General features: G+C 60.2%; 13 protein-coding genes. 5 read left to right on the top strand and 8 right to left on the bottom strand.

From position 1 onward, the window contains the following. The first annotated feature begins 26 nt into the window (after nt 1–26). Complete coding sequence (nudE, locus tag FRT59_RS15955; protein ID WP_034117249.1) at nt 27–593, top strand: ADP compounds hydrolase NudE; 567 nt, start codon at nt 27–29, stop codon at nt 591–593. Beyond that, on the top strand, nt 590–1,426 hold the full coding sequence (cysQ, locus tag FRT59_RS15950; RefSeq protein ID WP_034117250.1) for a 3'(2'),5'-bisphosphate nucleotidase CysQ: 837 nt from the start codon (nt 590–592) through the stop codon (nt 1,424–1,426). Before nudE ends, cysQ begins: the two co-directional genes overlap by 4 nt. A 66-nt stretch (nt 1,427–1,492) precedes the next feature. On the opposite strand, the gene FRT59_RS15945 is transcribed toward cysQ, so the two are convergent. The 7 genes from FRT59_RS15945 to rfbB are packed head-to-tail and all read right to left on the bottom strand — an operon-like array spanning nt 1,493 to nt 8,574. Then, entirely contained in the window at nt 1,493–1,948 is a 456-nt protein-coding gene (locus tag FRT59_RS15945; protein WP_034117251.1) for a thioesterase domain-containing protein, read from the bottom strand. Nucleotides 1,949–1,974: 26 nt separating this feature from the next. Further along, a complete protein-coding gene (locus FRT59_RS15940) occupies nt 1,975–3,360 on the bottom strand; it encodes a sigma-54-dependent transcriptional regulator (RefSeq protein ID WP_034117252.1) in 1,386 nt (461 codons plus the stop codon). After that, on the bottom strand, nt 3,357–5,165 hold the full coding sequence (locus FRT59_RS15935) for a sensor histidine kinase (protein ID WP_034117253.1): 1,809 nt from the start codon (nt 5,163–5,165) through the stop codon (nt 3,357–3,359). Before FRT59_RS15935 ends, FRT59_RS15940 begins: the two co-directional genes overlap by 4 nt. 34 nt (nt 5,166–5,199) lie before the next feature. Continuing rightward, nucleotides 5,200–6,081 (bottom strand): dTDP-4-dehydrorhamnose reductase, encoded by an 882-nt coding sequence (gene rfbD / locus FRT59_RS15930; protein WP_198809703.1) that lies wholly within the window; start codon nt 6,079–6,081, stop codon nt 5,200–5,202. Beyond that, the gene (gene rfbC, locus FRT59_RS15925) at nt 6,078–6,623 is read right to left on the bottom strand and encodes a dTDP-4-dehydrorhamnose 3,5-epimerase (RefSeq protein WP_034117255.1); all 546 of its coding nucleotides are present in this window, start codon (nt 6,621–6,623) and stop codon (nt 6,078–6,080) included. The genes rfbD and rfbC overlap by 4 nt, the downstream gene beginning before the upstream one ends. After that, nucleotides 6,620–7,495 carry a glucose-1-phosphate thymidylyltransferase RfbA gene (gene rfbA, locus FRT59_RS15920; protein WP_034117256.1) on the bottom strand — a complete coding sequence of 292 codons (876 nt, stop codon included), beginning with the start codon at nt 7,493–7,495 and terminating at the stop codon, nt 6,620–6,622. The genes rfbC and rfbA overlap by 4 nt, the downstream gene beginning before the upstream one ends. Beyond that, nucleotides 7,492–8,574 carry a dTDP-glucose 4,6-dehydratase gene (gene rfbB / locus FRT59_RS15915; protein WP_034117257.1) on the bottom strand — a complete coding sequence of 361 codons (1,083 nt, stop codon included), beginning with the start codon at nt 8,572–8,574 and terminating at the stop codon, nt 7,492–7,494. Before rfbB ends, rfbA begins: the two co-directional genes overlap by 4 nt. A 488-nt stretch (nt 8,575–9,062) precedes the next feature. Here rfbB and aguA point away from each other — a divergent pair, with 488 nt between their 5' ends. Both aguA and FRT59_RS15905 read left to right on the top strand, forming a co-directional pair. Beyond that, the gene (gene aguA, locus FRT59_RS15910; RefSeq protein ID WP_034117258.1) at nt 9,063–10,169 is read left to right on the top strand and encodes an agmatine deiminase; all 1,107 of its coding nucleotides are present in this window, start codon (nt 9,063–9,065) and stop codon (nt 10,167–10,169) included. Nucleotides 10,170–10,403: 234 nt separating this feature from the next. Then, nucleotides 10,404–10,619, top strand: coding sequence for a hypothetical protein (locus FRT59_RS15905; protein ID WP_034117259.1), 216 nt, complete (start codon nt 10,404–10,406; stop codon nt 10,617–10,619). A gap of 127 nt (nt 10,620–10,746) precedes the next feature. Here the strand turns inward: FRT59_RS15905 and FRT59_RS15900 are convergent, their stop codons facing one another. Continuing rightward, the gene (locus tag FRT59_RS15900) at nt 10,747–12,822 is read right to left on the bottom strand and encodes a TonB-dependent receptor (protein WP_153871651.1); all 2,076 of its coding nucleotides are present in this window, start codon (nt 12,820–12,822) and stop codon (nt 10,747–10,749) included. Nucleotides 12,823–13,228: 406 nt separating this feature from the next. On the opposite strand from FRT59_RS15900, the gene FRT59_RS15895 reads away from it, so the two are divergent. Next, nucleotides 13,229–14,515 carry an OprD family porin gene (locus FRT59_RS15895; protein ID WP_153871650.1) on the top strand — a complete coding sequence of 429 codons (1,287 nt, stop codon included), beginning with the start codon at nt 13,229–13,231 and terminating at the stop codon, nt 14,513–14,515. The last annotated feature ends 6 nt before the right edge of the window (nt 14,516–14,521 follow it).

Genomic DNA, 14,521 nt, shown 5'->3' with positions numbered 1-14,521 from the left:
AACCCGATCACGCCAAGGAGCCGTTTATGCGCCAGAAACCCACCGTCCTCGCCCGCGAAATAGTCGCCAGTAGCCGTTTGTTCCGCGTGGAGGAAGTGCAATTGCGCTTTTCCAATGGCGTTGAACGGACCTACGAACGTCTTGTGGGGCGCGGTGCCGGCTACGGCGCGGTGATGATCGTGGCGATGATAGACGAGGATCATGCATTGCTGGTGGAAGAGTACTGCGGTGGCACCGACGAGTATGAGTTGTCGCTGCCCAAAGGGTTGATCGAGCCAGGCGAGGACGTATTGGCAGCGGCGGACCGCGAGCTCAAGGAGGAGGCCGGTTATGGTGCACGGCAGTTGGAGCACATCACCGAACTGTCGTTGTCGCCCGGTTATATGAGCCAGAAGATCCAGGTGGTGCTGGCCACCGACCTGTATGAAGAACGCCTGGAAGGCGATGAGCCTGAACCGATGCGCGTGGACCGGGTCAACCTGCGTGAGCTGTCGATGCTTGCACAAAACGAGCAATTCAGCGAAGGCCGCGCCTTGGCTGCGCTGTACTTGGTAAGAGACCTGTTGACCCAGCGTGGAGCGTTCAACGCATGAGCGAACTGTTTTTAGGCCACCCGTTTATCGCCCCTGTCATTGAACTGGCTCGCCAGGCCGGTGAAGCGATCCTGCCGTACTGGCGCGCCGATGTAGCTGTGACCTCCAAGGCGGATGATTCGCCGGTGACTGCTGCTGATCTGGCCGCGCACCATCTGATTCTCGCCGGCCTTACCGCACTGGACCCAAGCATTCCGGTGCTGTCCGAAGAGGATGCGGATATTGATCAGAGCGTGCGAGCCGGCTGGCAGCGTTGGTGGCTGGTGGACCCTCTGGATGGCACCAAGGAGTTCATTTCCGGCAGCGAAGAGTTCACCGTCAATATTGCCTTGATCGAACAGGGCCGTGTGGTGTTCGGCGTGGTATCGATGCCTACCACTGGCCGATGCTACTTCGGTGGCGCGGGCCTGGGGGCTTGGCGTTCGGATGTCAATGCCGCGCCCAAACAGATTCAAGTGCGCCAGAAGCCGGCCGCGGGCGAAGCTTTCACCGTGGTGGCCAGCCGTCGCCATACCAGCCCTGAGCAGGAGCGCCTGCTGGCTGGTCTGAGCGAAGGGTTGGGGGAGCTGAAACTGGCGAATATAGGCAGCTCGTTGAAGTTTTGCCTGCTGGCCGAAGGCAGTGCCGATTGCTATCCGCGCCTGGCGCCGACGTCGCAGTGGGATACCGCGGCGGCCCAGGGCGTGTTGGAGGGGGCGGGAGGCGCAGTGTTGGAGTTGAATGGCCAACCGTTCAGCTACCCGGCGCGGGCATCGTTGTTGAACCCGTTCTTTTTGGCATTGCCGGCCAAGGCGGCGTGGCGCGAACGCCTGTTGACCCTGGCCAGGACTTGAGACCACAGCAGATCAAAGTGTGGGAGCGAGCAAGCCCGCTCCCACATTTGTTTTGTGTCACGGCAGCTAGCGGTGCAGGACGTACTGGCCGGTGAAGGCTACTGCGCGCTCTTCACTGCCCTCATTCACAATCCACGCCTGCAGCGTCAACCGCGCCCGCCCATAGCGCTTGTAGGTCGCCACAAAGCGTTTCCACACCTTCTCCTCCGGCGCTGCGCAAATGGCCGTCGCATCCTGCGTCACCGGCAGCGGATAACTGATCTGCCCTTCCTGAATCACGATGTGCCCGTCTTCAATGCCTGCTTCACGCAGTTTCAGGTGCAGCCAGCCCCAGCCCGCCAGCACCGCGCCGCAGTAGAGGCTGCCGCCGAACATGGTGCTCTTGTGGTTGATATTGGCTTGCAAGGGCAGGTGCAGATGCAGTTGGCCCTGTTGCCAGTCGAGCACCTTGAGGCCCATTTCCCGGGTCAGGGGGATGTCATGGTGAAGGATGGATTCCAGGTAACGGCTATCGCGGCTCATGGCGGTCTCTTGGCAGGTGAGCGGGTTCATTCGTCGTCGGCGCTGTGGCTGGCGCTGTCGGCGAAATTCAGGCCGTGTTTGCGCAACTTGTCATGCAAGGTTTTGCGCGGCATGCCCAGGGCTTCGGCGAGGCTGCGCATGGAGCTGTGTGGGCGGGTCAGCTCGGCGGCGATCAGGCTTTTTTCGAACTGTTCGACTTGCTCGCTCAGGCCGCCGGGCGTGGAGGTCAACACGCTGGCAACGGGACTGTCTTGCGTATTATCCAGCGCCAGCTCCAGGCCCAGGGCGAAACGCTCCGCAGCGTTTTGCAGCTCTCGCACATTGCCCGGCCAGCTGTGGCGCAGCAACAGCGCGCGTTGGCCCGGTTGCAGTTCGTGCAGGGGCAGGCCGTGGCGGCTGCTGGCCTCGTCGGCGAAGTGCTGGAACAGCATCAACGCATCTTCGCCACGTTCGCGCAGGGGCGGAATGCGCAAGGGCGCGACATTGAGGCGGTAATACAAGTCAGCACGGAAACGGCCCTGGTCGGCGGCCTGGCGCAGGTCTTCCTTGGTGGCGGCGATAATGCGGATATCCAACGGGATCAGTTGATTGCCACCCAAGCGCTCCACCACACGTTCCTGCAACAGCCGCAGCAACTTAACCTGTACATCCAGGCTCATGCTTTCGATTTCATCGAGGAACAGTGTGCCGCCATTGGCGAACTCGAACTTGCCGATGCGGCGTTTCTGCGCGCCGGTAAACGCGCCGGGCTCATGGCCGAACAGCTCGCTTTCCACCACTGACTCGGCGAGCGCCCCGGCATTGATCGCTACAAATGGCCCACTGCGTCGGCTCGAGAGGTCATGCAGCGCACGGGCGACAACCTCCTTGCCAGCACCTGTTTCGCCCAGGATAAGCACATCGGCTTTGGTCGCGGCCAATGCGCCAATTTGCTCGCGCAGTCGCAACATCTGGGGTGAGTGGCCCACCAGGCGCGTGCTCAGTTGCTGGCGATCACTGAGCGCCAGGCGCAGGCTGCGGTTGTCCAGCACCAGGCGGCGCAGGGCCAGGGCGCGGCGTACGCTGTCGAGCAGTGCGTCGCTGGCGAAGGGCTTTTCGAGGAAGTCATAGGCGCCGGCACGCATGGCCTGCACCGCCAGCGGTACATCGCCATGACCGGTGATCAGCAACACTGGCAGGTCTGGGTCCTGGCCGTGCAGTTCGGCCAGCAGTTCCAGGCCGTCCATGCCGGGCATGCGGATATCGCTGACCACCACCCCCGGCCAGTCGCGGGACAGGCGTGCGGTGAGGCCGGTGGCTTCGCCCAGGGGCAGGACTTTCAGCCCGGCCAGGTCCAGGGTCTGGCACAGGGCCTGACGCAAGTGTGGATCATCGTCGATCAACACCACCTGAATCTGGTTCTCGATACTCATACACTGCGGTCCTCGGACGGTTGCAGACTCACGCCCGGCAAACCGGCACGCAATTTCAAGGTTAACAGCGCGCCGCCTTCCTTGTGGTTGGCGAACAGCAGTTCGCCGCCAAAGGCACGCATCAGGGTGTCGCAGATCGCCAGGCCCAAGCCCAGGCCCTGGGTGCGCGTCTTGGTGGTATAGAACGGCTCGCTGGCGCGGCCCAGGGCTTCCAGGCAAAAGCCCGGGCCGTTGTCGCGAATGTACAGGTTGACGCCCTGCGCAGTGGTTTCGGCACTCAGCCAGAGTTTGCGCGGCGGGCCTTTTTCGGTGAGGGCGTCGAGGGCGTTGGCCAGCAGGTTTCCCAGCACTTGGCGCAGGCGGGTTTCACCTGCTTGCACCCACAGGGTGGCCTCGGGCAGGTCGCGGATCAACTCCACTTCCATCGAGCGCCGCCGTTTGGCCAGCAACGCCAGGGCGTCGTCCAGCGCCGGTTGCAGGGCCACACTCTCTGGCGCGTGGCGGTCGCGGCGGGCGAAGGCGCGCAGGTGTGCAATGATCGAGGCCATGCGCCCGGTCAATTCGCTGATCAGCTTGAGGTTGCCACGCGCATCAGTCGTGCGCTCATGGTCGAGCAGGATTTCGGCGTTCTCCGCATAGCTGCGAATTGCTGCCAGCGGCTGATTGAGTTCATGGCTGATACTCGCCGACATGGTGCCCAGCGCCGAGAGTTTGCCCGCCTGCACCAGGTCGTCCTGGGCGCGCACCAACTCCTGCTGGGCGTGCTCGCGCTCGAGCACTTCCTGTTTCAGGCGCCGGTTAAGGCCCTCCAGATCACTGGTACGCTCCACCACGCGCATTTCCAACTCGCGACGGGCCTTGGCTTCGAAGGCGATGCGTTCCAGGTAATGTCGGCGGCGCTGCATCATCAATCCCAGCAACAGCATCAGCACTAACAGCGCCGCACCACCGACGGCCACCACCGTGCGTACCGGACGGTTGATCAGCGAGCGTGGTGCGAGGATTTCCACGTTCCAGCCGGTTTCGGCGATGGCTGTGGATTGGCGCAGCCAGGCGGTGCTGCTCAGGCTCAGCGGCTGCGGGTCGCGGGTTGGATAGGGCTGGATGGCAATGATGGCCTGGCGTTCTTCGGCGGTCAGAGGCCGGGTCGCGCGGAATCGCCATTGCGGGCGCGAGGTGAGGATTACCACGCCGTTGTGATCAGTGACCAGCAGTTGTTCCGGGGTGTTGCCCCACAGGCTTTCGGTGTGGTCGAGGTCGACCTTCACCACCAGCACGCCGATGATGGTGTCGCCATCACGCACGGCGGCAGCGAAGAAGTAACCGCGCTTGGCCGAGGTGGTGCCTAAACCGAAAAACCGGCCCAGGCGCCCGGCCATGGCTTCGCTGAAATAGGGGCGGAAAGAAAAGTTGCGCCCGACAAAGCTGTCTTGTTTGTCCCAGTTGGACGCGGCGAGGGTCTTGCCGGTGGTGTCCATCAGGTACATGACTTCCACCCCGGCCTGGGTGGCGACATCCTTGAGCAACAGGTTGGCGTTGGCCAGGTTGGTGCTGACGTGGGGCGCATCCAGCGCAGTGCGCAGGGCCGGCAGATCACCGAGGATCTGCGGCAGCACTTCGTAGCGGTGCAGGGTGCCCAGCAGGTTGGCGACGTACAGGTCGAGGGTCTGGCGATTTTGCCCGGCCAACTCGCTGCGGTAGTAGCGCTCGGCCAAGTGCTCCAGCGGCCACAGCAGCGGCGCCAGGCACAATGCCAGCAGGGCAAGGCTGCGCCAGCGGGGTCTTCGCGGAAGGGGTGGAGTCATGGGGATCGCGCCTGTGGGTACAGGCGCATTATGCCTAGTGCTGTTGCGCAAGACACTCGTGCAATGCGTCTTGCCACTGCGGCTGGCTGACGTGCCATTGCTGTTGCAGGCGAGTGCAATCCAGGCGCGAGTTCAGCGGGCGCCTGGCGGGAGTTGGGTAAGCAGTGGAAGGGATCGGCTCCAGTTCGGCGCAGGCTTTTCCCTCGGCCCGCAGCTGCGCGCCAATGGCCTCGGCAAAGCCGAACCATGAGGTTTCACCCTGGGCGGTGAGGTGGTAGACACCCCAAGCCCCGGCCTTGCCGGCTTGCCATTGCTCGATCAGCACACGGGTGCTGGTGGCGATGGTCCCGGCCCAGGTCGGCGCACCGATCTGGTCGGCGACGATACGCATCTGCGGTTTTTCCTGCAGCAGGCGTTGCATGGTCAGCAGGAAATTCTTGCCATGGCTCGAATACACCCAGCTGGTGCGCAAAATCAGGTGCTCGCCGCCTACAGCTGCAATCGCCTGCTCACCCGCCAGCTTGCTCTGGCCGTAGACACCCAAGGGGTTTGGCGTGTCGTTTTCGGTGTACGGGGCGGGTTTAGTGCCATCGAACACATAGTCGGTCGAGTAGTGAATCAGCGGGATGCTCAACGCCTTGGCTTCCTCGGCGAGGATGCCGGGGGCGATGGCGTTGATGGCGAAAGCTGCATCTGGTTCGCTCTCGGCCAGATCGACGGCGGTGTGGGCTGCCGCATTGATGATCAAACCGGGGCGATGGGCGCGCACCTGCTTGCGGATGAGTTCAGCATCGGCCAGATCAAGCTGGTCGCGGCCCAGGACGATGAGTTCGCCCAGGCCTTGGAGCCGCTGCTGCAGCTCTTGGGAAACTTGGCCGTGTTGGCCGGTAATGAGAATTTTCAGGGGCGCTGTCACGGGAACAGGTCCGCGTCTTTCAGACTTTTGCCGTTTTGATCCTTGGCGGACAAGGTCGGTGGACCCTTGAGTTGCCAATCTATATTCAGATCAGGGTCGTCCCAACGAATGCAACGTTCCGCAGAGGGTGTGTAGTAATCCGTGGTCTTGTAGAGGAACTCAGCGTAGTCGCTGAGCACCAGAAAACCGTGGGCAAAGCCCGGTGGAATCCACAGTTGGCGGTTATTTTCGGCAGACAGGCGCACGCTCGCCCATTTGCCGAACTGAGGCGAACTGCGGCGGATATCCACCGCCACGTCCAATACTTCGCCGGCAGTTACGCGCACCAGTTTCCCCTGAGCGTGTTCTACCTGGTAGTGCAGGCCTCGCAGCACGCCTTTTTGCGAGCGTGAATGGTTGTCCTGCACGAACTGCAGTTGCAGGCCGCTGGCCTGGGCAAAATCCCGTGCGTTAAAGCTCTCGTAGAAAAAACCGCGTTCATCGCCAAATACCTTCGGCTCGATGACCAATACGCCGGGCAGCTCAGTAGCGCTCACATTCATTTACGGTTCCCAGCAAGAGTGTACAAATACTGACCATAGCCGGTTTTGCCGAAGTATTTGGCCCGCTCGAGCAAATAGTCACGAGTGATCCAGCCGTTCTCGTAGGCGATCTCTTCCAGGCAAGCTACTTTCAGGCCTTGGCGATGCTCGATGGTCTGTACGTAAGTCGAGGCTTCCAAGAGGCTGTCATGGGTGCCCGTGTCGAGCCAGGCGAAACCACGGCCGAACCGCTCCACGTGCAGGTCGCCGCGCTGGAGGTAGGCATTGTTGACGTCGGTGATTTCCAACTCGCCGCGTGGCGATGGCTTGACCGCCTTGGCAATCTTGATCACGTCGTTGTCGTAGAAATACAAACCGGTCACGGCATAGCTGGATTTAGGCTTTGCCGGCTTTTCTTCGATCGACAGGGCGCGGCCTTCATTGTCGAAATCGATCACGCCGAAACGCTCCGGGTCTTTGACCCAGTAACCGAACACCGTGGCGCCCGACGGACGGTGAGCTGCGTTGCGCAGTTGTTCGCCGAAATGCTGGCCATGGAAGATGTTGTCTCCCAGGATCAGGCATACAGGGTCATCGCCGATGAACTCTTCACCAATGATGAACGCCTGGGCAAGGCCATCCGGCGAAGGCTGCTCCGCATAGCTGAAGCGCACGCCGAACTGGCTACCATCGCCCAACAGGTTGCGGTATTGCGGCAAGTCAGCGGGAGTGGAGATCACCAGGATGTCCTTGATCCCCGCCAGCATCAGCACCGAGATCGGGTAGTAGATCATCGGTTTGTCATACACCGGCAACAGCTGTTTGGACACGCCCAGGGTAATAGGGTGCAAACGGGTGCCGGAACCGCCGGCCAATACAATGCCCTTCATCATGCGATCAGATCCTTCGCGTCAGTATTGCCCAGTCGCTCACCTTGATAACTGCCGTCTTGGACCCTGCGGCACCATTCCAGGTTGTCGAGGTACCACTGCACGGTTTTACGCAGGCCGGTCTCAAAGGTTTCTTCCGGGACCCAACCCAGTTCGCGTTCGATTTTGCTGGCGTCGATGGCGTAGCGTTGGTCGTGGCCTGGACGATCCTTGACGAAGGTGATCAGGTCAGCGAATTTTTCCACGCCGGCTGGGCGTTGCGGTGCCAGCTCTTCCAACAGGCCGCAGATGCTCCGCACCACGTCGATGTTCTTCTGTTCGTTGTGGCCGCCGATGTTGTAGGTCTCGCCTACAACCCCAGTGGTCACTACTTTGAGCAGCGCACGAGCGTGATCTTCGACGAACAGCCAGTCGCGTACCTGCAAACCATCGCCATACACCGGCAGTGGCTTGCCCGCGAGGGCGTTGAGAATAACCAGTGGGATCAACTTTTCGGGGAAGTGGAACGGCCCGTAGTTGTTCGAGCAGTTGGTCAGCAGCACCGGCAAGCCATAGGTGCGCTGCCAGGCGCGGACCAGATGGTCGGATGCCGCTTTGCTCGCGGAATACGGCGAGCTGGGGGCGTAAGGCGTGGTTTCAGTGAAGAGGTCGTCCACGCCGTGCAGGTCGCCATACACCTCGTCAGTGGAGATGTGGTGGAAACGGAATGCGCTTTTCGCCGGTTCGGCCAGCTTCTGCCAATAGGCTCGCGTGGCTTCCAGCAGGCTATAGGTGCCGACAATGTTGGTCTGGATAAAATCCGACGGACCGTCAATGGAACGGTCGACATGGGACTCAGCCGCCAAGTGCATGATCGCATCGGGCTTGAAGCGTGCGAGCAAGGCGCTGACGGCGGCCTGGTCGATGATATCGGCCTGGACGAACTCATAGCGGCTGTTGGACGCGATGCTGGTCAGCGACTCAAGGTTGCCGGCGTAAGTCAGCTTGTCCAGGTTGAGCACTTCGTGCTCAGTGTGTTGAATCAGGTGGCGGATCAGGGCGGAGCCAATAAATCCGGCACCGCCGGTGATGAGAATGCGCATGTCGAGGGCCTTTTCCTTAGACGGACATTAAGCGAAAGAAGCATAGCTTGAGTTGTGAATCGGGCCGGCGCAAGCACCGCGAGCAGAAGGGGATGATTAACGCCCCTTAACAATGCCGATGTAGACGCCTGAAAAAACAAAGATCGTCACAATGTCGTTAGCCACGTTGACCCACCGTGCCAGTTTACCTGGCCCACGAGTGAGCCCCGATCAGGCGGTATACCTGCTCGAGCGGCACTGTGGACAGCGCCTGTGGCCGGTTTGTTCTGAAAATCTGCCGCGATGACCGGGCTGTGGTTCGGCTCTAGGGCTCGCATGCTGCCCTTAATAGTTGGAACACGCAAAGCTGCTGGTTGAACCTCGGCAAGTTATCGATTGTTATCGGCTATTTTGCGGTGTTTTTAGCTACAGGCCTGCATAGATGCTTTTAAAGTCGATTTTTATCCGTTATAAAGTCGCCCTTCACCCCGTTCGGAGTCTTGATCGCCATGACCACTTTGCACAGCACACCTCGCGCCGATGGCTTTCATATGCCTGCCGAATGGGCGCCCCAGACCCAAGCCTGGATGATCTGGCCCGAGCGCCCGGACAACTGGCGCCTGGGCGGTAAGCCGGCGCAGGCAGCCCATGTGGCCGTGGCCAAGGCCATCGCACGCTTTGAGCCGGTGACCGTTGCGGTTTCCGCCGGCCAGTACGAGAACGCCCGTGCCCGCCTCGATGTGCCCAATATCCGCCTGGTGGAAATGTCCAGCGACGATGCCTGGGTCCGCGATACCGGCCCGACTTTCCTGATCAACGGCAGTGGCGAAGTGCGCGGTGTGAATTGGGATTTCAATGCCTGGGGTGGTTTTGACGGCGGTCTGTATTCGCCGTGGAACCGTGATTCCCAGGTGGGCGGCAAGATCCTGGAGATCGAGCGCGCGCCGCGTTACCGCACCAAAGGCTTCGTGCTCGAAGGCGGTTCGATTCATGTCGATGGCGAAGGGACCTTGATCACCACCGAAGAATGCCTGTTGAACCGCAATCGCAACCCGCATCTTGATCGTTCAGCCATCGAGGCAGTGCTCAGTGACTGCTTGGCGGTGGATAAGATCATCTGGTTGCCGGATGGCCTGTTCAATGACGAAACCGACGGCCATGTGGATAACTTCTGCTGCTACGTACGCCCGGGTGAAGTGTTGCTGGCCTGGACCGATGACCCGCAAGACCCGAACTACGCACGCTGCCAGGCTGCCATGGACGTGCTGCAACGCAGCACCGACGCCAAGGGTCGCTCTTTCATCGTGCATAAAATGCCGATCCCGGGGCCGCTGTATGCCACTGAGGAAGAGTGCGCCGGTGTCGACCCGGTGGACGGTAGCCAGGAACGTAATCCGAGCGTGCGGTTGGCCGGTTCCTACGTCAACTTCCTGATCGTCAATGGCGGCATCATCGCGCCGAGTTTCGACGACCCGCTGGACAACCAGGCCAAGCAAATCCTGCAGAGCCTGTTCCCGCAGCACGAAGTGGTGATGGTGCCGGGCCGCGAACTGTTACTGGGTGGTGGCAATATCCATTGCCTGACCCAACAGCAGCCAGCCCCGTACAGAAATTGAGTGCTGTTGTAACAGCGCCTTGATGGCGAGCGACCACTGTGCGATTGCAGTGTTCCCGGCAAGCCCGCGGCCCAACCAGGTCGCGGGCTTTTTTATACCTGAATGCCAATGAACAGTAAGAATTGGCATAGCTCTTGTATCGCTGTCGTAACAGTGGCTCAAGGAGATGACTGCGCAGTTCTGTCACAAACCTTGAGTAAGTTAGCCGCTCATGCAGCAGGAGATAGCGCTGAAATGAATGCCGATATCAACCTGATGAACACGCGCACGTTCCACCCTGTGCGGGTCAACGGTGACGCGCTCCATGCGCTGGCGCGCTGGTTGAAGGTGAACGGCTCACGACAGATCAGGCAAACGCCTGACTGGCGCAGCGTGATGAGTGAACGCTACCCGGTGGGGTTGTTCACGGAGGATGAGGTGCGCGCACTGTGTGAACTAATGAGAAACTAGAAATTATGCAGATCTAAAAAATGTGGGAGCGGGCTTGCTCGCGAATACGGTGGGTCAGTTAGCCAATGTGCAACTGATAGACCGTATTCGCGAGCAGCCCGCCCCCACATTTGAGCTGTGCTGAATATTAGAAACTGTAAGTACCTGTGACGACCACGCTACGCGGCTCTCCCGGCTGGATCTGCGCCGCGCTGGTCGCCGAGGCATAGTAGTTTTTGTCGGCGATGTTGTTCAGCGCCGCCCTGACGTCCCATTCCTTCTGACGGAACCCGGCCAGTGCGTCCCAGCGGCCATAGCCCGCAAGCACCACGGTGTTGAGGTTGTCGGCGTAACGATCGCCGACCAGAGTCAAACCGGTTTCCGCATACCAACCCATCTCAGGCTTCCAGGTGATGAACAGGCTGGCATTGCGCTTGGCCACATCGCTGATCCGTTTGCCTTCAAAGCCATTGTTGTCCTTCTCGACCTTGGCGTCCTGCACGCCTACGCCGCCACGTACGTACCAGTTGTCGACGATCTTGCCCGTGACGGTCAGCTCCACACCGCGTGACCGTTGCTCGCCGGTGAGCAGGGTAATGGTGCGGTCCAGCGGGTCGCTGGTACGGCGGTTGTAGAGTTCCAACTCGTAGATGGCCAGGGTGGTGCTCAGGCGGTCGTCGAGCCAGTCGCTCTTCACGCCGATTTCCTTTTGCTTGGTCAGCTCTGGGCTCAGGTCGTTGACGCTGCCGGCCGCATTCGGCGTGATGCCAATCAGGCCACCGCCTGCTGGTGTGAAGGTTTTGCTCCATGAGGCATAGAACGAATGGTGCTCCAGGGGCGTCCACACCAGGCCCACCCGCGGGCTGGTGCTGTGGCTCTTCACGTCCTGTTGGGTGTTGAGCAGCTTGCTGGTGGTGTCCACCTCGAAGCGGTCGTAACGCAGCCCGCCGAGGAGTTGCCACTGGTCATTCAGGCGCAGTTGATCCTGCACGTACAGGGCGCGACTTTCGACTTCGGTGTGGTTGTTGCTCGACAGTCGCATGCTCCCGGTATGGCTCAGGCGGCGATTGGGTTGGTTGAGGTCCAGGCTCGGCACAGTCTTGCCATCCCGAGCCGAGTACAGCTTCGGATCGCGGCGCTGGCTACCCAGTTCAATACCGGTGAGCAGGCGGTGCTCCAGGCCGAACGTATCAAAACCACCTTCCAGTTCAAGGTTGTTGAACACATTGCGGGTGGTCAGGTCCTGTTGCCAGTGTTGGCGGCTGACGGTGTTGGTTTTCGGGTCGTAGCCGGTCTGGTAGGTATTGTCGAAATCGCTGTCGAGCTTGAACACGCCGAGAGTGTGGCGCAGTTGCCAGTTGGCATTGAGCTCGTAGGCGAGTTTGGAGCGCAGGGACTGGGATTTATCGTCGATGTAATCGCCGCTATCAAAATAGGTCGTGCTGCGACTCACATCAGCCGGGCGCCCGTTAACTCCAGGGATGCCACGGTCCGGCGTGCGGTTGTAGCGGCTGTATTCGTATTGCACCAGCCAGTTCAGCTCAGGGGTGAGCTGCCAGCTCATCGAAGGTGCAAACAACTGGCGGTTGCCACTCACGCCGTCGCGGAAGCTTTTGTTGTCCTGGTTGCCCATGTTCAGACGCAGGCTGATGGTGTCGGTCGGGTCGGTGCTCAGGTCGGCATACAGGCTGCGCAGATCATTGCTGCCGCCTTGGGCTTCGATGCTCGACTTCTGGCCCGGCGTGGGCAATTTGCTCACGCGGTTGACGATCCCGCCTTGGCCGCCTCGCCCATAGAGCACCGCAGCCGGCCCCTTGAGCACTTCGATGCGTTCGATGTTATGCAGGTCGCGCACGTACTGGCTGTCGTCGCGAATGCCATCCAGGTAGAAGTCATTGCTCGCATCGAAACCACGTATACGCAGGCTGTCGAAACGCGTGTCGGCGCCGCTGCTGACGTTGGGGATGCCGCTCAACGCCTGGCCCAGGTCGTTGGTGCCGTAGGAGCGCAGGCTTTCGGTTTTCACCGAATCGATCGCCTGGGGCACATAGCGTACGGAGGTCGCGGTGCGCGTAGCGGTATCGGTCTCCCTGACCCGTGGGTCGTCTTCGTCAGCTTCGGCGCGGATCGAGGTTTCGGGCAACACCGTCACCGCGCAGGCAAAACTGGTAGACAGCAAAACAGAGAACCCAAGAGAGATGGGCGTCAGGCGAGGGGCAAGCATGGGGAGTGTATCCAACTGGTTTGGCAGGAAATTTCGCGAATGGTAATGCTTTGCATTTGCGCGTGTTATCTATTCCCTAAGATGTCGCTTGTTAGATTTGTTACTTAATGTGTTTTCAAGGGTGCGAGGGGAGATTAAAGGCTTCTCATCGCAGCGCTTTAGAGCGCTGCTTAGACGAATATCGCCTAAATACAGACGATTCACGAAATTGACACTTAGTTCAATGCACGCATAGGATTGCGCCCAACGCCTGTGGCTCACCGCCATGACTCATCCAATAAAAAAAGGCCCGCGGCAGTTCAGTCGTCCGCGGGCCTTCTTTTAGCTGGAAAAGTCGACACCAGAAAAGCAACACGGAGCCTGGTGTCACAGCGCGTACTCAACCAGTAATAAGGAATATAAGAAAATGTTGAAGCAACGGATGAGTCTGATCGCTCTGGGGATTTTGAGCGCATCGACAGCAATGGCAAACGACCAGGAACAATCCAAGGGTTTCGTTGAAGACAGCCACCTGAACATCGCGGCACGTAACGCCTACATCAGCCGTGACTACAAAAACGGCAAGCAGGACAAAGCCGAATGGGGCCAAGGCTTCATCGGCAAGTTCGAGTCCGGCTTCACCCAAGGCACCGTGGGTGTGGGTGTGGATGTGATCGGGCAATACGCTATCCGCCTTGACGGCGGTAAAGGTCGCAGCGGCGCTGGCGGTATCGATTTCTTCAAGCAGGGTGACAGTGGCGAAGCCGCCAACGACCTGGCCAAAGGCGGCGCAGCCGTCAAGGCGCGTATCTCCAACACCGTGATCAAATACGGTCAGCAGATGCCAGCCGTGCCGGTCCTGCAATACGACAACTCGCGCCTGCTGTCGGAAACCTACGAGGGTACCTCGATCGTTTCCAAAGAGATCGCCGGCCTGCAACTGGACGCCGGTCACTTCACCAAGGAAGCTCGCAAGAGCGCCGAGGGCAGCGACAGCGGCCGCTTGAAGAGCATCAACTACATCGGTGGTAGCTACAAATTCACCGAAAGCCTGTCGGCTGCCCTGTACGCCTCCGACATGCAGGACGTGCTGAAGAAGCAATACGTCAACGTCAACTACGTGCTGGCCCTGCCAGAACAACAGTCGCTGACATTTGACTTCAACGGCTACAAAACCAAGCTCGACCGCAGCTTCGCCCTGGAAAACCAAGGTGATGCGGATGCGCGCGACAACAAGATCTGGAGCCTGGGCGCCACGTGGGCTGTTGGCCCGCACAGCTTCACCATCGCTCACCAGCGCAGCACCGGTGACACCGGCTACCTGTACGGCGGCTACCGCAACGCTGGCGGCATCGGCGACGGCGGCAATACCATCTTGCTGGCCAACTCCTACTGGTCTGACTTCAACGGCAAGGACGAGCGCTCCTGGCAAGCAGGTTACGGCATCGACTTCGCCACCTTCGGCGTACCGGGCCTGACCTACAACATCGCCTACGTGCGTGGTACCAACATCGACGACGGCAGCGGCCGTGGCGATGGCACCGAGCGTGAAATCTGGAACCAGTTCAAGTACGTGGTACAGAGCGGCCCAGCCAAAGACCTGAGCCTGCGTGCTCGCGCTTCGTGGTTGCGCGTTTCCAACAACGCCAGCAACTACAACGTAGGCGGTAACGAAATCCGTCTGTTCGCCGACTACCCGATCAACGTTTTCTAATTGATC

The sequence above is a fragment of the Pseudomonas haemolytica genome, from assembly GCF_009659625.1.
GTDB classification, from domain to species: Bacteria; Pseudomonadota; Gammaproteobacteria; order Pseudomonadales; family Pseudomonadaceae; genus Aquipseudomonas; species Aquipseudomonas haemolytica.
Note: the sequence above shows the minus strand (reverse complement) of the source record. Positions and strands in the feature narration are given on the sequence as shown.